22 protein-coding genes and 1 tRNA gene are annotated in these 17,585 nt (G+C 57.8%); 9 read left to right on the top strand and 14 right to left on the bottom strand.

The genetic code is table 11. The features are described from left to right. Window positions 1-68: 68 nt before the first annotated feature. Window positions 69-359 carry a helix-turn-helix domain-containing protein gene (locus PY650_RS02820; protein ID WP_285877543.1) on the top strand — a complete coding sequence of 97 codons (291 nt, stop codon included), beginning with the start codon at window positions 69-71 and terminating at the stop codon, window positions 357-359. A gap of 56 nt (window positions 360-415) precedes the next feature. On the opposite strand, the gene PY650_RS02815 is transcribed toward PY650_RS02820, so the two are convergent. After that, window positions 416-1,441: an extracellular catalytic domain type 1 short-chain-length polyhydroxyalkanoate depolymerase gene (locus tag PY650_RS02815; protein ID WP_285877542.1), complete on the bottom strand. Its 1,026-nt coding sequence runs from the start codon at window positions 1,439-1,441 to the stop codon at window positions 416-418. Between the two features lie 213 nt (window positions 1,442-1,654). After that, window positions 1,655-1,867, bottom strand: coding sequence for a hypothetical protein (locus PY650_RS02810; RefSeq protein WP_285877570.1), 213 nt, complete (start codon window positions 1,865-1,867; stop codon window positions 1,655-1,657). A gap of 162 nt (window positions 1,868-2,029) precedes the next feature. Here PY650_RS02810 and PY650_RS02805 point away from each other — a divergent pair, with 162 nt between their 5' ends. The 4 genes from PY650_RS02805 to PY650_RS02790 all read left to right on the top strand — a co-directional run bounded on the left by PY650_RS02805 (window position 2,030) and on the right by PY650_RS02790 (window position 4,631). Beyond that, complete coding sequence (locus tag PY650_RS02805; protein ID WP_285877541.1) at window positions 2,030-2,383, top strand: hypothetical protein; 354 nt, start codon at window positions 2,030-2,032, stop codon at window positions 2,381-2,383. A 222-nt stretch (window positions 2,384-2,605) separates the two neighbouring features. Next, window positions 2,606-3,280 (top strand): thermonuclease family protein, encoded by a 675-nt coding sequence (locus tag PY650_RS02800; protein WP_285877540.1) that lies wholly within the window; start codon window positions 2,606-2,608, stop codon window positions 3,278-3,280. A 165-nt stretch (window positions 3,281-3,445) separates the two neighbouring features. After that, a tRNA-Pro gene (locus PY650_RS02795) sits at window positions 3,446-3,522 on the top strand. An 815-nt stretch (window positions 3,523-4,337) separates the two neighbouring features. Next, window positions 4,338-4,631 carry a hypothetical protein gene (locus PY650_RS02790; protein WP_285877539.1) on the top strand — a complete coding sequence of 98 codons (294 nt, stop codon included), beginning with the start codon at window positions 4,338-4,340 and terminating at the stop codon, window positions 4,629-4,631. Between the two features lie 127 nt (window positions 4,632-4,758). On the opposite strand, the gene PY650_RS02785 is transcribed toward PY650_RS02790, so the two are convergent. After that, window positions 4,759-5,145 (bottom strand): BA14K family protein, encoded by a 387-nt coding sequence (locus tag PY650_RS02785; RefSeq protein WP_285877538.1) that lies wholly within the window; start codon window positions 5,143-5,145, stop codon window positions 4,759-4,761. A gap of 180 nt (window positions 5,146-5,325) precedes the next feature. Between PY650_RS02785 and PY650_RS02780 the strand changes: the two genes are divergently transcribed. Continuing rightward, a complete protein-coding gene (locus PY650_RS02780; RefSeq protein WP_285877537.1) occupies window positions 5,326-5,586 on the top strand; it encodes a hypothetical protein in 261 nt (86 codons plus the stop codon). 107 nt (window positions 5,587-5,693) lie between these two features. On the opposite strand, the gene PY650_RS02775 is transcribed toward PY650_RS02780, so the two are convergent. Further along, window positions 5,694-5,906, bottom strand: coding sequence for a hypothetical protein (locus PY650_RS02775; RefSeq protein ID WP_285877536.1), 213 nt, complete (start codon window positions 5,904-5,906; stop codon window positions 5,694-5,696). Between the two features lie 419 nt (window positions 5,907-6,325). Then, complete coding sequence (locus PY650_RS02770; protein WP_285877535.1) at window positions 6,326-7,426, bottom strand: porin; 1,101 nt, start codon at window positions 7,424-7,426, stop codon at window positions 6,326-6,328. A 396-nt stretch (window positions 7,427-7,822) separates the two neighbouring features. Between PY650_RS02770 and PY650_RS02765 the strand changes: the two genes are divergently transcribed. Continuing rightward, the gene (locus tag PY650_RS02765) at window positions 7,823-8,113 is read left to right on the top strand and encodes a hypothetical protein (protein ID WP_285877534.1); all 291 of its coding nucleotides are present in this window, start codon (window positions 7,823-7,825) and stop codon (window positions 8,111-8,113) included. A 56-nt stretch (window positions 8,114-8,169) separates the two neighbouring features. Here the strand turns inward: PY650_RS02765 and PY650_RS02760 are convergent, their stop codons facing one another. The 6 genes from PY650_RS02760 to PY650_RS02735 all read right to left on the bottom strand — a co-directional run bounded on the left by PY650_RS02760 (window position 8,170) and on the right by PY650_RS02735 (window position 12,730). Beyond that, window positions 8,170-8,712 (bottom strand): MerR family transcriptional regulator, encoded by a 543-nt coding sequence (locus PY650_RS02760; protein ID WP_285877533.1) that lies wholly within the window; start codon window positions 8,710-8,712, stop codon window positions 8,170-8,172. Window positions 8,713-8,941: 229 nt separating this feature from the next. Continuing rightward, on the bottom strand, window positions 8,942-9,280 hold the full coding sequence (locus tag PY650_RS02755; protein ID WP_107107687.1) for an integration host factor subunit alpha: 339 nt from the start codon (window positions 9,278-9,280) through the stop codon (window positions 8,942-8,944). A gap of 107 nt (window positions 9,281-9,387) precedes the next feature. Next, window positions 9,388-10,359, bottom strand: a complete 972-nt coding sequence (locus tag PY650_RS02750; protein ID WP_285877532.1) for a beta-ketoacyl-ACP synthase III — start codon at window positions 10,357-10,359, stop codon at window positions 9,388-9,390. 7 nt (window positions 10,360-10,366) lie between these two features. After that, complete coding sequence (gene plsX, locus PY650_RS02745) at window positions 10,367-11,425, bottom strand: phosphate acyltransferase PlsX (protein ID WP_285877531.1); 1,059 nt, start codon at window positions 11,423-11,425, stop codon at window positions 10,367-10,369. Window positions 11,426-11,527: 102 nt separating this feature from the next. After that, window positions 11,528-12,085 carry a YceD family protein gene (locus PY650_RS02740; protein WP_285877530.1) on the bottom strand — a complete coding sequence of 186 codons (558 nt, stop codon included), beginning with the start codon at window positions 12,083-12,085 and terminating at the stop codon, window positions 11,528-11,530. A gap of 9 nt (window positions 12,086-12,094) precedes the next feature. After that, window positions 12,095-12,730, bottom strand: a complete 636-nt coding sequence (locus PY650_RS02735) for a ubiquinol-cytochrome C chaperone family protein (RefSeq protein ID WP_285877569.1) — start codon at window positions 12,728-12,730, stop codon at window positions 12,095-12,097. A 223-nt stretch (window positions 12,731-12,953) separates the two neighbouring features. Between PY650_RS02735 and PY650_RS02730 the strand changes: the two genes are divergently transcribed. After that, entirely contained in the window at window positions 12,954-13,463 is a 510-nt protein-coding gene (locus PY650_RS02730; RefSeq protein ID WP_285877529.1) for an outer membrane protein assembly factor BamE, read from the top strand. A gap of 72 nt (window positions 13,464-13,535) precedes the next feature. Here PY650_RS02730 and PY650_RS02725 read toward each other — a convergent pair whose 3' ends face one another. The 3 genes from PY650_RS02725 to PY650_RS02715 form a co-directional block, all read right to left on the bottom strand. Continuing rightward, window positions 13,536-15,674 carry a sodium-translocating pyrophosphatase gene (locus tag PY650_RS02725; RefSeq protein ID WP_285877528.1) on the bottom strand — a complete coding sequence of 713 codons (2,139 nt, stop codon included), beginning with the start codon at window positions 15,672-15,674 and terminating at the stop codon, window positions 13,536-13,538. Between the two features lie 246 nt (window positions 15,675-15,920). Then, window positions 15,921-16,403: a transcription antitermination factor NusB gene (gene nusB / locus PY650_RS02720; RefSeq protein ID WP_285868906.1), complete on the bottom strand. Its 483-nt coding sequence runs from the start codon at window positions 16,401-16,403 to the stop codon at window positions 15,921-15,923. Between the two features lie 4 nt (window positions 16,404-16,407). After that, window positions 16,408-16,863: a 6,7-dimethyl-8-ribityllumazine synthase gene (locus tag PY650_RS02715; protein ID WP_285877527.1), complete on the bottom strand. Its 456-nt coding sequence runs from the start codon at window positions 16,861-16,863 to the stop codon at window positions 16,408-16,410. A gap of 201 nt (window positions 16,864-17,064) precedes the next feature. Between PY650_RS02715 and PY650_RS02710 the strand changes: the two genes are divergently transcribed. Next, window positions 17,065-17,568 carry a cupin domain-containing protein gene (locus PY650_RS02710; protein WP_285877526.1) on the top strand — a complete coding sequence of 168 codons (504 nt, stop codon included), beginning with the start codon at window positions 17,065-17,067 and terminating at the stop codon, window positions 17,566-17,568. The last annotated feature ends 17 nt before the right edge of the window (window positions 17,569-17,585 follow it).

The raw sequence follows: 17,585 nt of genomic DNA, 5'->3' as shown, positions 1-17,585 counted from the left end.
CAAGTTCGCACATGTTTCCCATCCGAAAATCGGTTCCGATTTTGAGGTTTATGCGCTAAATTTGAGTCATGATCACATCAGCGCAATTACGTGGCGCACGCGCCATGCTCGGACTGACAACACAATCGCTTGCCACTGAGAGCAAGCTGCCCGTGACAACTATTGAAGCGCTCGAAACGGACGTCAGTTCGGTGGAAGCGAAAGCGCTTGTAGCGGTTCGTTCCGCTCTCGAAGCTCTTGGCATATCGTTCATTGCCAGCGGAAGCGACGAAGCCGGCGGCGCCGGCATCCGCTTCAAGCATTGGGCAGAAGACGGCGGCATCCGGCCGGAAAACCTGAACGCCACCAACGACGATTGAAATCCCCTGCCATTGAAGGCGAGGATTGCCCCACCCGGTCTAGGCTGGGTCTCGGGCTATGATTTGGCCAGCCCCCAACTCCGAGCCAATTCCGCCGGCGCGGAGATTGCGGCCGGCAAAATGAAGCGCTCTGTATCGTTGGCCGGCCCCCTGCCCGCAACGCCGGGACCAATCGGCAAGCCGTGGCCGAAGTCGTTCAGGGTCACCAACTCCAGCACCTTATCGCCATAGTCGTTACACCACTCGCGCCGCTCGCCGCCTTCGAACAGGCGCAACCGACCCTTGGTCTGCGGACGCTCGTGTATGGCCAGCCACTGCGCCACCGACGCTTCGGCATTGCCAAACGACACGACGTCGTCATCGGTCCCGTGCCAGATGGAGATTGCCGGAAACCGGGGCGCATCCGGCGAAACCTCGCGGACGAGTTCCGCCCATTTTTCGGCCGGGCGAACAGCTGCTCTCTTCATCACATCCAGCGCGGCCATGGCATCGCGGGCGGCGCCGAAAGGCAAGCCGCCGATGACGGCGCCGGCTGCAAACAGCTCCGGATAGGTGGCAAGCAGCGCCGAAGCCATGGCGCCGCCAGCCGACAGGCCCATCACGAATATCCTGCCGTCGTCGATTTTGTGTATCTGCCTGCTAAAATCGATCATCTCGCGAATTGACCCCAGTTCGCCGCGGTCACGCGTCACCAGGCTCGGGCGGAACCAATTGAAACAGAGATTGGCATTGTTGGAATGCTTCTGAACGGCGTAGAGCACGGCGAAACCATGTTGGCGCGCCAAGGCGGTCCAACCGCTGGCGCGATCGAAATCCTCGGCATTCTGATGACAGCCGTGCAAGACAACAACAAGGGGCATCGGACCTTCGACGCCTGGCGGCACGTATTCCAACATGCGCAGGTCGCCAGGATTACGCCCGAACCACAAGACCTCGGTGAGACGCTGCGGCACTAGCTGCGTCGATACGCGCCGGCGGGCCGGCTGTGATTGCGGCCGCGTCATGGGAAATTTGAGCTGTGGCAACTCGACCGAATCGACGAGCAAACGGCGAAGCCGGCTCGGAACTTTGAAATTCATCATGGACCTTTCAAATTATCCGCGCCCGCCGTTGTTGATTTTGTTTGGTGGGCCACGGCCGCACATCAACCCGCAGGGGTAAGCAATCGAGCAATCGATTTTGTTTGTGCGATGCAGCAAATATAAGGCAGAGAAAAGGATTCGAACAGGCACAAAGCATCATTGCTGCTATGTGAAATCGGCTTAAATCGATTAGCGGGCTGACGGCGGCAAGCGTCAGAGATAGGCTCTCGCAAGCGCGAGAAGCTTTGCGTCTTCCTTTACGCCGTGACGATAGAGCTGAATGATCAGGGCGCCGAGACGCTCGGCTTCAGAGCTGCGGAAATTGATGCCGCGATCCTCGCAGACAGCATCCAACACTTTTTCCAAACGATCCAAATCGTCCGAAAAAAGGGGTAAATCCTGAGGATGGATGGAGGTTTCCAACATAGGCGCCGCCTCGACCGTCGGGCAGACGCAAACACACTCGCCGGTGCCCGCATTTAAACCGACGAAACATAAAGTGACTATGCGCTTTGCTTGGGGGCTTGGCAAGAACGGTTTTGTGGGTGCGGTGTTTAATGTTGAAGCAGTGCTGTTTCCGAGGGATTCATGCACAATCTTCACGACCCTACAATTTTAAGTTACGCAATCACCAAGCCTTTATCAGAGCCTGGCATGAGAGGCCGCAGAAACGAAGACCTCCTGATGAAGAAGCATATGATCTCGGCGGCACTGCTCCTGCTCGGCGCAGCGGCGCCGGCCTTTTCACAGTCACTTTCGGCACTGCCGTTGCGCAATCCCCATCAGCTTCTCGACGGCTATATTTCCGTACAATCCGGGATTTCGCTCTCCATCCCGATTGTTGAAGGCAATGATGAAAAACAGCAGCAGGATGCGATCAAATCCTTCTATCGGATAGCCCGCAAGCAATTGCACTGTACTTCTCGACACCATCGCGGATGAGTGCCAGGTCAACGGCCTCTCGAGTAACACCGATGTCATCAATATCGATGGCCGCGGAGCGAAGCTGACGCTGCGCGGCCAGGTGACAATGGCGGTCAAGCTGAAACCTGCGGCTGCCGCCACGAGGTGAACAAGTGTCCGGCGCGATGCCGGCAACCGGAAAGCCAACGGATCGGTAAGAAATCTTGGCGATAATTCCCTCGTAAATCGAGGAATGAAGCCATGGCAAAAGCGAAACGGCGCACGCGGCGCAAGCCACAGTCCAAAGCGGGCAATTCGATGTGGCTATGGGGCATAGTCGGTCTGGCGGCCGTGGCGGGTATTTTCGCCCATGAGCATCGAAGGGATATGCCGTCATTTCAGGCCTACACCGGCTCCATCGGCGCTCGGAATGTGCCGCAGGAGGCGCCGTTTCCAACTGCCAAGCCGAAGATAAGAACGGCGGCGGCCGTTCCCGAACGGCCAGCTTCTACGCTGCCGGTTCCCCCAAGAATCATCCCCATTGCCGTGCCGGCGGACCGAACGCTGACGGCTGCGCCGCCCGAGAGCGCCGGGCGATTCGGCCTATGCGGCGGCGAAAGCGGAATGAACTGTGTCGTCGATGGCAACACTTTCTGGCAGAATGGAATCAAAATTCGACTGGCAGACATCGACGTGCCAGATGCCGAGCCGTCGCACTGTGCCAACGAACGGCAAAAGGCCACCGCCGCAAAACTGCGGTTGCAAGCCCTTCTCAACGACGACACTTTCGTGCTCTCCGCCAGCGGGCGCGGTGACGACCAGCATGGCGGCGTGTATCGCATCGCCATGCGCGCTGGTCGCTCCATCGGAGATCGGTTGGTGGCTGAAGGGTTGGCCCGCCACTGGACGGGGCAGACGGCGTCGTGGTGCGGCTGAGTGACTGATCGAGGCCCAAACAACAGGCATCCGTCAATTGCCCTGCGAAACTTGCCGAGAATAGACATGGCAGCGCCGTTTGTTCCATTTTTATTCCGGCGATCGCATTTTCCACTTGCATCCTGAATGCCGAAACCATAAACGAAACAAGCCTTTTCGGCAGGTCGGGGCGTAGCGCAGCCCGGTAGCGCACTTGACTGGGGGTCAAGGGGTCGCTGGTTCGAGTCCAGTCGCCCCGACCATTAAAATCAATCACTTAGCCCCCAGATAAGTGATTTGGCTAAGAATATTACAGCCGGTAGTGAGTCATCATAAATCGTGTGAGATCTTCTCGATCGAGAGGTGGGTAGTAGTTCGCGCTGCGTCGAGACACGCGAGTGGTTGGCCGAAGCCACGTATGAACTTCTCGTTTCGAACTTACGCAAGACCGGGAGCGACCGAACATAGTGTTCGATTCGACTGACACGGCACATCCGGGCATGCGAAAAAGCGAGAGTGGGCGGCCAGATCGTGTTGGGCACTTAGACCTGACCGCCGGGGCACCGCGAGGGCTGCGGCAGTTCCTACATTGCCAGACGAAAATTATGCGAGCCTTAGGAAACTCAACTTCCACGGGCCGCCAGAGAAAAAAGTCCTGCCGACAACTAATAGTGTCGTCGAGAACATGACTCAGAAAACTGGCTCCTCATTGGGTAAGACATCCCCAACGCTCCACCACGTTTTCGGGCACCGGAACATTTGGTGCAGCCAAAGGTTTATGCTGTGGAGGAATATTACCATGAGCAACGATTCCAATGGACCTGGCCCAGACCTGAGAACGACACCGCTTTCGCGTCGCCCTCCTTGGGCGCAGTGGCTGGTTATCTTGGCAGCGATCGTCCTGGCTGCGCTAACGTGGAGCCTCTGGCCTCGCACAAGCCCGACAAACACAAGAGCTCCACCGGCTGAGACCACCACGACGCAGCCGCCAGCAACGGCAACGCCGCCTGCGGCGGCACCAGCACAGCAAGCACCTGCGCAGTAGTAAGGAAAGGCCGCTGGCATTGGGGGGTTTTAGATGGAGGCGCAGCGTCTGAAGTCCCTTGATGTTCATGAGTGTCATCACAATATTTTAGGTATGATTGACATTCAGCCACCACTTGTCGCGCAAACCGACCCTGATCGTTATTCTTGGTGCCAATTCGCACTGCATTCTGCTTTTGCGGAAGTAGCCAAGCGCGCCGTTAAAGCGGGGTGGGACGAGCGTGAAGTTGCCGCGGCTCTCGTCGATCTGGCCGATCGTCACATGCTGGATCTCATCACGACGGGTGAACTTGAGGCCATAATAGAGGCGATCAAAAAACAATCCTGATAGAGCCCAAGGGCGAAGACAACTTATGGCAGCGTTCACGAGGATCAACCTCCCGTCGCCGAAGCTCCTCACGACGACAAAATCCGCCAATGTTAGGAACGGCGGGGCTCGTTGACCGCCGGTCGGCTCACCGGCATTGGCGCCGAGGCCCGTGGCTCGGCTGGTACGTGTTGTCCGATGCGCGGTAGGATTGATGGCGGTCGGCGCAGGCCTGCGCGTGGTTGTCGTAATAGCCTTCTGTGCGCTGTCTGTTGAAGAGCGTGCCGGTCACGAAGGACTTGAACAACACGCCGCTGTCAGAGTCATCGTCGTAGTAGCCGTCGAAGCCATGGTTGTTGTTGTGTCCGCCGCGAATACGGTTGTGGTTGTGGCCGTGATCGTGGACCTGGATGATGTCGGATTTCTCCGGTACCGTCAGCGTAGGCATGGTGAAGGCACCCGCAGGCATGGTGGCGCCTGCCGCCAACAATAGACCAATACCCGCCGCAGCCGTCGACCTGATGATCGTTCGCATGTGTCACTCCTTCCAATTGCAATGGCGACGGATCCAAGCACATCTGCGTGAAAACCTTGCCGCCAACCGCTCCGGCATTACGTTTATATAGTGGCTTCTAGCCACACTCACAGATGCTTTTCCGTCTTTCTTCGAAGGCGGTTTTTTTGTTGAATAAGAAGTGATTAGAAAGTTACGGCGATGAAGCCACTTATTGCCTTTTTGCTATGCGCGCCGCTGCTTGCCGCATGCACGACAACCGAACAATCTCTGCAGCCGATTCCCGGCAGCATCACCTATGGCGGCCAACCGCGAATGAAGCTGACGCAATCGCCCCCGGGCACGCGGTTGTCGCACCATTTCACCAATCAGTGGGGCCAGGATGTCTATGAAACCTATATTGTCCAGTCCGATCGCAGCCTGAAGCTCGTCAGCAGGGAAGAGATGACCCGACCGTTCTAGGCGGGTTCAACTTTAGCAAATCACGGTCGAACAGGCGCTTCGTGCTTCCCGAAGGCCGAACAACAAAAACTCCGAGTTTCATTTTTGAATCAAGCTGATTGCCCGACTTACCAACAGCGATAGCAACGATGATAATAGGGACGGCCGTAATAGCCGTGGTGATAGTGATTGTCACTGACCGCGGCGCCGACGAGGACGCCGCCGACGATACCGGCAGCTATAGCTGCGGCAGCCTGATTTTCCGCCTGCTGCGCCTGAGCACGGTTTGCCTGGTAGGTGGTACCGACGCAGCGGCCGTAACGTTGCGTACCCGGACGCAAGCATTGCGCCTGGCAGGTCATTTCGCACTGGCAGCGGATTGCTCCGGCGTCTGGCAGCTAGATAAAATGATCGATATGGCGAAGAGACTTATCGTCATGAAAACATGTATGCGCATATTCTTCTCCGGCAATTTAAAGTAATATTTCACACAGCGAAATACAGCCACAAGTAAGTGCGCGCAAGCCTCCACTATCCAACTGGTTAATTGGATGACACTATCGCTCCGGTATTTTTCCATTGAATCCCGACGCCGTCGGCCGAGGGCGGATTGGACCAACCGTGCTATTAAAATGACTTTAAAAACAAAGAGTCCGGCGCCATGGCCGGGCCCCTCTCCCACTTTCGAATCGCATATCGTGGCCGCATGAAATGGGCGCGCTTCGCGAGATCATGCACCAGCAATCGAAGATCGGTCTGATCAGAAATTCCGCTCGAAACGAAGGATGCCGGCGACCGTATCATCATTGATGAAGTCATAGTGCATGTAGGTCAATTCCGGTTCGATGAGCAGATCCTTGACCGGATTGAACTTGACGTTGGTCGTGGCCTCGAAAATCTTCGAGTCGGTGTAGGCAAGCTGCAGGTTCCACTTCAACTTATCATTGATCGGTGCACCAACGCCGCCCCATACGGCCCAGTCGCCCCAGCCGCACTTCGCCCCATGGACGACGCCGTCTGAGGTCGTGCAGGCGGATTCATCTTGATAGGAGCCGGCATACTGGTTGAGCTTGTCGCCATCCGTGTTCCAGCCGCCCATCAAGAAAGCTTCCACGCCGCCAAACTTGGCATCGATGCGGGCTTTGATGGCACCTTCCTCGACGATGGAGTCATAGCCACCGACGACCTTGAAGCCGAGTGTGTCGGTCTTATAGCCGAAGCCGGCGACGACGTTCGGTGCGTAATGGTTTGCCTTCGAGGTAACCCAGGCGCCGCCGTAACTGTCGGAATCCGTTGTGGAGTTGGTGTCTTCCAGCGAGATGACGCCGCTAAAGCCGGTGCCGTTATCATATTTGTAGGTCAACTGATTGAGTTCGTACGGACCGTCATAGATCGCGTCATCGTTGATGACATCGCCAGCATAACCTGCATAGAGATTATACTGCGAGTCGAGCTTGCCCACGGTAAAGCCGCCAAGGCTGATGTTGGCAAACAGCAGTTTCGAAGCTGTGTCCCCTCCATCATTCCATTCCCAGCGGAAGATAACGTTGGTCTTCAGGGCGCCATATTCCGTGTCGGTCGCAGTATCGACCTTGAGCTCGGTGCGGTCATGCCAGAGCGTGCCGACCCTGCTCTTCGGATTGTAGGCATCGTACCATTGGCCTTCCGTGCGGACCTTGCCGCCGATCTTGAGGCAGGTTTCCGTGCCCGGAATAAAGAAATAACCGGTACCGTAGGCATCGCAGATGCGCACATATTGCAGCGGCTCGGGTTCGGCCGCGACGATAGCGTCCGCTGCATGAGCGCTGGTCACCACTGCCATCGCAGTGGCGGAGCCGAGAAGAAGGCTCTTGATATTCATGGTGTCTCCATTCGAATGTCCACCAGGGATGAGCTCTGCGGCGAATAATGTCGGGCCGCGCCATAACCTGATATGCGCCCCCCTCGCGATGAGGGTGAAGCAACGAAGCTTCGCCATGGAAGCTGAACCCGGCACCGCGACGTTGCAAGTTAATAAGCAAAGCACACTAATCGTCACATTAATGTAGAATCTTATAAGTGATAAAAATGCTACGCGCATTTGCTCAGACCGTTAGCATTTACTCACTTTGAGCGCTCAAAAGTGTCCGCTCTTCGTCGGGACCTATTTTAGTTGTATTGAATGACCGCGATAAATAAATACAATCCGCGGGCCGGGATTGTGATGTCTGTGGCTACCGGACTGCGGTGCAGGCGACTAAATCAGCAGGAAACGCCCATGTTTTTCAGAATCTTAAGCGTATTTCTCCTCACCGTCGGCGTGGTCACGACTGCAATAGCAGCGTCGTCCAGCGGTCATGGAGCTGGCGGTGATCGTGGCGGCTGGGGCGACAGTCCGGGCGCGGAAGACTATGGCAACTATCGCAACACCATTGTCGGTGACGGGAACGTCAGCGACACAGAGGAAAAAGACCCAAACGCGTGCTGGACACTGCCCCGCTCTGCTGACGGTAAATCGATCGTCGCGCCGAGCCAGGCAGGCCCCGTCGTTCCACGCAAATGTAACTGATTTCCAAGAAGGGTCGGGAAGGAAACAGAAGAGTTCTTCAGGGCGCGGTTGTTGCCTTACCGCACCTGATCGAGCAGTCGCTTGCATTCCAGCAGATCATAGAGTGTCTCCTGCAGCAGGGCCCGATCCTCCTTGCCGACACTCGATTTACCGATCGAAACATCAGGAACCTCGTCTTCACCGCTGACGAAATTAAAGAAGCGGCGGCTGATCGGCGCTTTGGGACGGCCGACTATTTGATCGTCATCGGGAGAGCCGACGCGTGGCTCGGCCACAGCCGTCTCTTGCGCGGCAGAGGCGAGTGCCTCGACACTCGCGAGATCGCCATGGCCGACAGCGATGACAAATTTGTTGCCATTGGTTTTCAGAAGCTTCTGAACACCCTTGATCGTATAGCCGTGGTCATAGAGCAGATGGCGGATACCGTTCAGCAGGTCGACATCTTCCGGACGATAGTAGCGCCGGCCGCCGCCGCGCTTCATCGGCTTGATCTGTGGGAAACGGGTTTCCCAAAAACGCAGGACATGCTGCGGCAGATCAAGGTCTTCCGCGACTTCGCTGATCGTGCGAAATGCATCCGGGCTCTTGTCCATCGTCATACTCCCACAGCATGAGCCCAGCGCCATTCAGGCCGGACCATGCGAAACCGGATATCCGCACCGCGGTTCATCGCGATACGACTCATCACATTTCAACGGTTTGCCGGGAGAAATTCAAGTCGTCTCTTCAGCTCTTTCACAAGCAGGCCGAAAAATAACCGCGAAAGACCTGGAAAATGACGTACCAGCGCGGGTGCCGCTGCCGCAGCCGATGTCTGTCAAGCGTCGATCAGGAAACGGGGTTTACCGGCCGGGCTTTTGCCTTGCGGCTGGCATGGGCCTTCAGAATGCGCGTCTTCAAGACATTGGACGCTTTGAACGTCATGACCCGACGCGGAGAAATAGGCACTTCCTCGCCAGTCTTCGGATTACGACCAATGCGTTCATTCTTATCGCGCACCTGAAACGTCGCGAAGGAGGAGAGTTTCACTGTCTCGCCACGCACGATGGCGTTGCAAATTTCATCGATCACCGTTTCGACGAGTTCCGCCGACTCTGTCCGGGAGAGGCCGACTTTCCGAAATACCGACTCCGCCAAGTCCGCGCGCGTCACTGTCTTGCCCGTCATAGTTCCCCGCCCATATTGCTACGTAATTTTATCCAAGCTGCAAGAGACTATTGCCCTTGCACCAAACGGTCAAGCTCTTGTTAGGAATCGGATTTTAGAGACGCGGCCTACCAGCGCAACAAGACGGCGCCCCAGGTGAAGCCGCCACCCATGGCTTCCAGCATCACCAGATCACCCTTCTTGATTCGGCCGTCGCCTGCCGCTACGGCAAGCGCGAGCGGGATCGACGCCGCTGAAGTATTGCCATGAAGGTCCACAGTTACCACAACCTTCTCGGGAGCAATTCCGAGCTTTTTTGCCGAGCCGTCAATGATGCGGCGGTTCGCCTGATGCGGCACCAACCAGTCGAGATCGTCGGCCTTCACCCCGGCTGCATCGAAGGTCGCCTGGATGACATCGGTGATCATGCCCACGGCATGTTTGAATACTTCCCGGCCCGCCATGTGCAGCACGCCGACCGTTCCTGTCGTGGAAGGGCCCCCGTCAACATAGAGTTTGTCCTTATGGGCCCCATCGGAGCGCAGGCTCGCCGTCAGCACGCCGCGGTCGGTGCTCGCGCCGGTACCCTCGCCTGCCTCCAGGATGAGCGCGCCGGCGCCGTCGCCGAAGAGAACGCAAGTCGTGCGGTCCGTCCAGTCGAGGATGCGAGAGAATGTTTCGGCGCCGATGATGAGCGCGCGCTTAGCGATACCACCGCGAATATAGGCGTCCGCTGTCGTCACCGCATAGACGAAGCCAGAGCAGACGGCCTGGACATCGAACGCGAAGCCATGATGCATGCCGAGACGGTTCTGGATGTTCACCGCGGTCGCTGGAAAGGTGTTGTCCGGCGTGGAGGTGGCGACGATGATCAGGTCGATATCGTTAGCTGTCAGGCCGGCATTGGTAAGTGCTGCCCGCGCCGCCTGCTCACCGAGCGAGGCGGTGGTTTCGCCTTCGCCCGCAATATAACGCTGGCGAATGCCAGTGCGCTGCATAATCCAATCGTCACTGGTGTCGACGACTTGCTCCATCTCGCGATTGGTCATGGCGCGCTTGGGGAGCGCCGACCCAAATCCGCGAACAACTGAACGGATCATTCTTGTTTTACCCCGTCGCTCCCGCCGCTTCCGGTCCGATCGGCGGCTGCCGTTTGGCATGATATTTTTTCAGATCGTTTTCGATTTTTTGAGTGAGGCCGTTTTTGGCCATGTCATAGCCGACATCGATGGCAGCCGCAAAGGCCTCGGCATTGGCGCCGCCATGACTCTTGATGACGATACCGTTGAGACCAAGGAAAACACCACCATTGACCTTGCTCGGATCGAGTTTCTCACGCAACAGGTCGAAGGCGCCCTTGGCGAAGATGTAACCGACGCGCGCGAGCAGCGTGCGCGTCATTGCGGCGCGCAAATAAGCGCCGATCTGCTTTGCCGTGCCCTCGGCCGCCTTCAGCGCGATATTGCCGGAAAAGCCCTCCGTCACCACCACATCGACCGTGCCCTTTCCGATATCGTCGCCCTCGACGAAACCGGAATATTCGAGCGATTCAAGGTTGGCTTCGCGGATCAGTCGGCCGGCTTCCTTGACGTCTTCCTGGCCCTTAATTTCTTCGACACCGACATTCAGGAGGCCGATGGTCGGCCGTTCGATCTCGAAGAGCGCGCGCGCCATAGCGCCGCCCATCAAGGCGAAATCGAGCAATTGCTGCGAATCAGCGCCAATCGTTGCGCCGACATCGAGCACGATGCTTTCGCCCCGCAATGTCGGCCAGATCGCGGCGATTGCAGGACGTTCGATGTTGGCCATGGTGCGCAGGCAGAACTTCGCCATAGCCATCAGCGCACCAGTATTGCCGGCCGAAACGACGACATCGGCGTCGCCAGTTTTGACCGCTTCAATCGAACGCCACATGCTGGATATGTAGCGGCCGCGGCGCAGCGCCTGGCTCGGCTTTTCATCCATGCTGATGGCGACATCGCACTCGTGAAAGACGGATTTTTCGCGGAGTTTCGGATATTTGGCGAGGACCGTTTCGCAGCGATCCTTCTGTCCATACATGATGAATGTGATATCGGGATGCCTATCCAGCGCCTTGGCCGCGCCAGGAATAACAACCTCAGGGCCGAAGTCGCCACCCATTAGGTCAAGAGAAATTCTGATCACGCGTCCCTAGTCCTTTTTGTCCGCCGCGCCTGGCGAAATTGGCGTCAAAATACCGGTTTCTCCCCGCGTTACAACTGAATTATCTTCAATTACCAGGGGGGTCTATTCCTTTTTCCAGTCTTTCAAGACCGCGAATGGTGAGGGTTTCTTGTCATCTTCGCCGCTGTCTTCGATGTGATCTTCGAACTCTATACCAGGCTTGCGAGGGTAAGGATCGATGGCAAGAGCGGCATATTCAATCACGACAGTGCCGGCATCGATCGTGTCGCCAGTGAAGGTTTCCGGAAGATCCGGACCGTCGGGATCGAGCACCATTTCGCCGGCATCCAAGGAGGGCGCACGCGCTAGCTTCGAATCCTCCGGAATGAAAATATGTTCGAAATCCTCGTCGATCTCCGATTCGACCGGATCGAGCGTGACGACACAGGCCTGGACGATCTTCGCGCGAACATTACCCTTGACGCGGACACCATCGCGTTTCCAGCGGCAAATCTTCAGGTCCGCTTCCAGTTTTTCCACGGAAAGCACATCCCAAAGCTTGGCCAGGCCCGTAAGCTCGCGACCTTCCGCTTCGAGATGCACATCCACCGGGTTGGCGGAGATATGGCCGACTTTCACCGGGTAGGAAAAGCGCGTTTCATCGGAGTAAGGTCTTTTCATTTTTGTCTCCTAAGGTGCGTCTGCGTCGACTTGAGGCACTGCCTCGTCAATCTGCGGCGGCTGCGGGAGCGTTGCCGAGCCCGTGGCGATTTCTGCTTCCGTGATCCCCGCAAGATGCGCCTCTGCCGTCATCATCCAATCCGCAAGAGCGACCATCGAAGGGGCGCTTTCGCCTGCCTTCGGATAGATATTGCGCCGAAGAGCAGCCGCCAGCGCGTCAGGGTCGTTGCCGTCCATCGCCGCGGCATAGCTTTCCAGCCGCCCGTAAAACATACCGGCCAGCTTCTTCATCCGTTTCGGTACGCTATTGTCGCCGATGCCGAGTTCGCGGATGGAATAATCGATATCCTCAAAAAAGGCATCGACGATTTCCTGCGCCAGCTCCTGTCCACTGGTCTCGGACGAGCGCGTCCGGCGGAAAAACAAGATCATCACCAGCGACAGCAGCTCGAAACGACCCATCACCGTGTCCGGCACGTCATAGTCCGTATAGAATGCCGGCTGGCGCGCCATCGTGGTCAGGGTGTTATATTGCCTGACGACGATGATCTGGTTGTGGTTTCTTTTGCGGAAGAGCCCAAAAATCATGAAAATTCCCGGAATTGGCTCATTCAGAGCGCCCCGTTGCGCTCCGCCTTGTTGCATCCACTTGAAAGCTGGTTTACCGAAGCAGGCGCGAATTGCAATGCCGTTTGTGCCCACTTCAAGGTCCCGCCCCAAGCCGTCGTCACGCCGTGCATGATTGGTGATGAAGAGTGCCGAACAACATTGTTGGGGCCTTCCGCAATCGCGGAAAGGCCACAATGATGTGCACAGCAAGGTCACATCGGCCGCTCGGCCATCGGTTTGATTCATTAGGGGAGATGAGATGTCGTTGACGAGACGGTATTTCAAGTCTGACAGAACTTTCATCAGTAGTGCCGCAATCGCTCTGGTGATTGCGACCGCGGGGCTCACGGGCTGCCAGACCGGCGAGGTCATGAACAACGGCTACATCTTCGACCAGCAATCGCTCAATCTCGTGCCTGTCGGCTCGAGTCGCGAGCAGGTGCTGCTTTCGCTCGGCACGCCGTCGACCACGGCGACCTTCGACGGCGAAGTCTTTTATTATATTTCCCAGAAGCGCACGCGCTCCATGGCTTTCATGAAGCCGAAGCTTGTCGATCAGAACATTCTTGCGATCTATTTCGACAAGGACGGCGTAGTGAAGCAGCAAGCCAACTACACGCTGAAGGACGGCAAGGTCTTCGATATGATCAGCCGCACGACGCCGACTGGCGGCCGCGACCTGACCTTCCTGCAACAGATTCTGCAGGGTGGCGGCAACGGTGTCAACGGTGCGAAGAACTTCCTCAACAACCTGAATCCCGGCCAATAAGTCGGATATACCGCATCAAAAACCCGCGAAGCTCAGGCTTCGCGGGTTTTTTTAATTTGTGCGGCGCTTGCCTTATCCGGCAAGAACTGCAAGCAGCAGCAGCGCCACGATATTGGTGATCTTGATCGCCGGATTAACGGCGGGGCCAGCCGTGTCCTTATAGGGATCGCCGACGGTGTCACCGGTCACGGAGGCCTTGTGCGCCTCCGAGCCCTTCAGGTGACGCGCGCCGTCCTTGTCGACGAAGCCGTCTTCGAAGCTCTTCTTGGCATTGTCCCATGCGCCGCCGCCCGACGTCATCGAAATGGCGACGAACAGGCCGTTGATGATGACGCCCAGCAACGAGGCACCGAGCGCGGCAAAAGCCGAAGCTTTCGAGCCCGAAATCAGCAGCACGCCGAAATAGACGACGATCGGCGCCAGCACGGGCAGCAGGGACGGAATGATCATCTCGCGAATGGCGGCCTTGGTCAGAAGGTCGACGGCCCGGCCATAATCGGGACGCTCGGTGCCCTTCATAATGCCCGGCCTTTCACGGAACTGCTTGCGCACCTCTTCGACGATCGCGCCAGCCGCCCGGCCGACGGCCGTCATGGCAATGCCGCCGAAAAGATAGGGAATAAGGCCACCAAACAACAGGCCAGCGACGACATAGGGGTTGGAGAGATCGAAGGAGATCGTGCCCACATTCGTGAAATAAGGGAACTGATCACCATGGGCCGCGAAATATTTCAGATCGTTCGCGTAGGCGGCAAACAGCACCAGTGCGCCGAGACCGGCCGAGCCGATGGCATAGCCTTTCGTGACCGCCTTGGTGGTATTGCCGACCGCATCCAGCGCGTCAGTCGATTTGCGCACTTCCGGCGGAAGATGCGACATTTCAGCGATGCCGCCGGCATTGTCGGTGACCGGACCGAAGGCGTCGAGCGCAACGATCATGCCAGCTAGGCCGAGCATGGCGGTGACCGCAATGCCGGTGCCGAACAGGCCGCCAAGCTGATAGGTGGCCAGAATGCCTCCGACGATGACGATCGCCGGCAGGGCGGTCGATTCGAGCGAAACGGCAAGGCCCTGGATAACGTTGGTGCCATGGCCGGTGACCGAGGCCTGGGCAATGGAATTGACCGGGCGCTTGTTTGTGCCGGTATAATATTCGGTGATCACGACGATCAGCGCCGTGACAATCAGGCCGACAATGCCGCAGATGAACAGCTTCGCGCCGGTGACATCGAAACCTGCGACGGCACCGATCGAACCCCAGCCGATGGTCAGCGACGTGGCGGCTGCAAGGCCGATGATCGACAGAATGCCGGTGGCAATCAGGCCCTTGTAGAGCGCGCCCATGATGGAGCCGTTCGTCCCGAGTTTGACGAAGAAGGTGCCGATGATCGATGTGATGATGCAGGCGCCGCAGACCGCCAGCGGGTAGACCATGGCTGACGCGAGAACCGGCGTTCCGGCGAAGAAGATCGCGGCGAGAACCATAGTGGCAACGACGGAGACCGCATAGGTTTCGAAGAGGTCGGCGGCCATGCCGGCGCAGTCGCCGACATTGTCGCCGACATTATCGGCGATGGTCGCGGGATTGCGCGGATCATCTTCCGGAATACCGGCTTCCACCTTGCCGACGAGGTCGCCGCCGACGTCGGCGCCCTTAGTGAAGATACCGCCGCCGAGACGAGCAAAGATCGAAATCAGCGATGCTCCGAAACCCAGAGCCACCAGCGGGTCTATGACCTCGCGCGAGCCCGGTTCATGACCGGCAATGCCGGTCAGAACATAGAAATAAATGGAGACGCCGAGCAGGGCGAGGCCGGCGACAAGCATGCCGGTGATGGCGCCCGACTTGAAAGCGATGTCGAGGCCGGCCGATAGGCTGTGCGACGAGGCCTGCGCGGTGCGGACATTGGCGCGAACGGAGACGTGCATGCCGATGAACCCGGCGGAGCCCGACAGAACAGCGCCGATCAGGAAGCCGATGGCGGCTTCGCGCGACAGGAGCAGCCAGGCCAGGATGAAAACGATGACGCCGACTATGGCAATGGTTCTGTATTGACGCGCCAGGTAGGCTTGCGCGCCTTCCCGAATATAACCTGCAATTTCCTGCATGCGTGCATTGCCCTGATCGGCGGCAAGCACCGACCGGGTTGCCCAGACGGCGTAAATCACCGAGAGCAGTCCGCACGCGATAACACCTAAAAGAATCGACATTTCGCTTTTTCCCTCCAAAAAAGCCGGCGGTTCACTCCCTCGTCCGGCCGCCTGCAGCAACAGCCAGCCCCTCCTCCAAGGGTCGGCAAATGCGCAGGGCGAGATTGCGTTTGGGAAAACGTCGCGTCAAGACCATCCACGGGTAAAACAACCAATGGAAGTTCAAAAGAATATTGGTCGCTGAAATCAGGCGCGAGCGAAAGAAACGAAAGCGGCAGGGATCGAGCACCGGCCTGACGTCGGGGCTTATTTCTTGGCTTCGCCACGCACCTGCTTGGCGATTCGGTCGAGCACGGCGTTGACCAGCTTCGGCTCATCCTCCTCAAAGAAGGCATGAGCGATCTCGACATATTCGGTGACGATGACCGGGACCGGCACGTCTTTGCGGTCGAGAAGCTCGAAAGTGCCGGCGCGCAGGATTGCGCGCACGGTGCTGTCCAGGCGCGACAGCGCCCAATCATCCTGCAGAGCAGAACCGATCAGCGGATCGAGCCGGGTCTGCTCGCGCACGACACCGGAGACAATGGAGCGGAACCAGGATGCGTCGGCCTTCAGATAAGTTTCGCCGTCCAGCTCCTGCCCAAGACGGTGTGCCTCGTATTCTGCCACCACCTCCAGCACGCCAGTTCCGCCAATATCCATCTGATAGAGCGCCTGAACAGCGGCCAGACGCGCTGCGCCTCGCTGGTTCGCGGTCTTTGCCGGCCGCTCGTTATCCTGATTTCCCATGAACTTATGCACCCAACTTCTGTTTCAGCGCGATCATCGTCAGCGCTGCGCGGGCGGCAAAGCCACCCTTGTCCTTGTCCGAACGGCGCGCGCGCACCCAGGCCTGATCGTCGTTTTCGACGGTCAGGATTCCGTTGCCGATCGCCAGAGATTCGCTGACGGTCAGATCCATCAGCGCACGCGAGGATTCGTTGGCGACGATGTCGAAATGATAGGTCTCGCCGCGAATGACCATGCCAAGGGCGACATAGCCGTCATATTCGGTGCCGCCGTTATCGGCGCCATCGAGCGCCATGGCGATGGCGGCCGGAATCTCCAGCGCGCCCGGCACGGTGACGACATCATAGGTCGCGCCTGCCTCTTCGAGCGCGGTCTTGGCGCCATCGAGAAGAGCGTCGGCCATGTCATCGTAGAAGCGGGCTTCGACGATGAGGATGTGGGCATTGGTAGAGCTGGACATTCGTCACCTGCTGGGTAAGAGGGCGGGCAGCACCTTGATAAGGGCGGGTCAAACCACGGCGGGCCGCGCTTGGCAAGTGTTTTTCGGATGCCTTGGCTGATTCTGATCCGGATTTGGGGAACATTGAAGCGTGCCAGAAATTGTATCTTCCACCAGCTCACTCGCTTCGCTAATAATTTCGAACAGGCAGGGAGGAACCTGATGACAGAGAAAACTAGACACGCTGTCAACCTTGGCGAGCTGCAGCTCGATCATTGGCAGCAGGGGAATTTTTTTGCGGGCAGCGATGTCTCCTTCGGCTCGCTGCTGGGGCTGAAGGATCTCGGCATCAGCTACAACGAAGTGCCGCCCGGCAAATCCGGCTGTCCATTTCACAACCATCACGTCGAAGAGGAACTCTTCGTCATTCTCGAGGGTGAGGGTGAATATCGCTTCGGGAGCGAGCGTATTCTGGTCGCGAAAGGCGATGTGTTGGGAGCACCCGCCGGCGGCCAAGAAACCGCCCATCAGCTCATAAATATCAGCCCGGGCGTACTGATCTATCTTGTCATCTCGACCAAAGCCCGAACAGAAATTGTCGAATATCCCGACTCCGGCAAGTTCATGGCGAAGACCAATCGCGCCGGCGAGACGCCGCGGCGATTCAGCTTCATTGGGCGCGAGGACGGCGCCATGGATTATTGGGACGGCGAAACCGGAGCCTGAAACGGATGAGCATGAAT

Source organism: Martinezella calliandrae (assembly GCF_030272695.1).
GTDB classification, from domain to species: Bacteria; Pseudomonadota; Alphaproteobacteria; order Rhizobiales; family Rhizobiaceae; genus Rhizobium; species Rhizobium calliandrae.
The sequence above is the reverse complement of the archived record's forward strand: the minus strand, read 5'-3'. Positions and strand labels throughout refer to the sequence as shown.

Coding starts and splice junctions, on each gene's coding strand:
- PY650_RS02750 (WP_285877532.1), bottom strand. CDS start 10,359: ATGATCCGTTCAGTTGTTCGCGGATTTGGGTCGGCGCTCCCCAAGCGC.
- PY650_RS02810 (WP_285877570.1), bottom strand. CDS start 1,867: ATGTTGGAAACCTCCATCCATCCTCAGGATTTACCCCTTTTTTCGGAC.
- PY650_RS02760 (WP_285877533.1), bottom strand. CDS start 8,712: ATGACGATGGACAAGAGCCCGGATGCATTTCGCACGATCAGCGAAGTC.
- PY650_RS02770 (WP_285877535.1), bottom strand. CDS start 7,426: ATGAATATCAAGAGCCTTCTTCTCGGCTCCGCCACTGCGATGGCAGTG.
- nusB (WP_285868906.1), bottom strand. CDS start 16,403: ATGGGAAATCAGGATAACGAGCGGCCGGCAAAGACCGCGAACCAGCGA.
- PY650_RS02820 (WP_285877543.1), top strand. CDS start 69: ATGATCACATCAGCGCAATTACGTGGCGCACGCGCCATGCTCGGACTG.
- PY650_RS02725 (WP_285877528.1), bottom strand. CDS start 15,674: ATGTCGATTCTTTTAGGTGTTATCGCGTGCGGACTGCTCTCGGTGATT.
- PY650_RS02780 (WP_285877537.1), top strand. CDS start 5,326: ATGAAGCCACTTATTGCCTTTTTGCTATGCGCGCCGCTGCTTGCCGCA.
- PY650_RS02740 (WP_285877530.1), bottom strand. CDS start 12,085: ATGAAAAGACCTTACTCCGATGAAACGCGCTTTTCCTACCCGGTGAAA.
- PY650_RS02800 (WP_285877540.1), top strand. CDS start 2,606: ATGGCAAAAGCGAAACGGCGCACGCGGCGCAAGCCACAGTCCAAAGCG.
- PY650_RS02730 (WP_285877529.1), top strand. CDS start 12,954: ATGTCGTTGACGAGACGGTATTTCAAGTCTGACAGAACTTTCATCAGT.
- PY650_RS02785 (WP_285877538.1), bottom strand. CDS start 5,145: ATGCGAACGATCATCAGGTCGACGGCTGCGGCGGGTATTGGTCTATTG.
- PY650_RS02790 (WP_285877539.1), top strand. CDS start 4,338: ATGGAGGCGCAGCGTCTGAAGTCCCTTGATGTTCATGAGTGTCATCAC.
- PY650_RS02755 (WP_107107687.1), bottom strand. CDS start 9,280: ATGACGGGCAAGACAGTGACGCGCGCGGACTTGGCGGAGTCGGTATTT.
- PY650_RS02765 (WP_285877534.1), top strand. CDS start 7,823: ATGTTTTTCAGAATCTTAAGCGTATTTCTCCTCACCGTCGGCGTGGTC.
- PY650_RS02735 (WP_285877569.1), bottom strand. CDS start 12,730: ATGCAACAAGGCGGAGCGCAACGGGGCGCTCTGAATGAGCCAATTCCG.
- PY650_RS02715 (WP_285877527.1), bottom strand. CDS start 16,863: ATGTCCAGCTCTACCAATGCCCACATCCTCATCGTCGAAGCCCGCTTC.
- PY650_RS02710 (WP_285877526.1), top strand. CDS start 17,065: ATGACAGAGAAAACTAGACACGCTGTCAACCTTGGCGAGCTGCAGCTC.
- PY650_RS02805 (WP_285877541.1), top strand. CDS start 2,030: ATGCACAATCTTCACGACCCTACAATTTTAAGTTACGCAATCACCAAG.
- PY650_RS02815 (WP_285877542.1), bottom strand. CDS start 1,441: ATGATGAATTTCAAAGTTCCGAGCCGGCTTCGCCGTTTGCTCGTCGAT.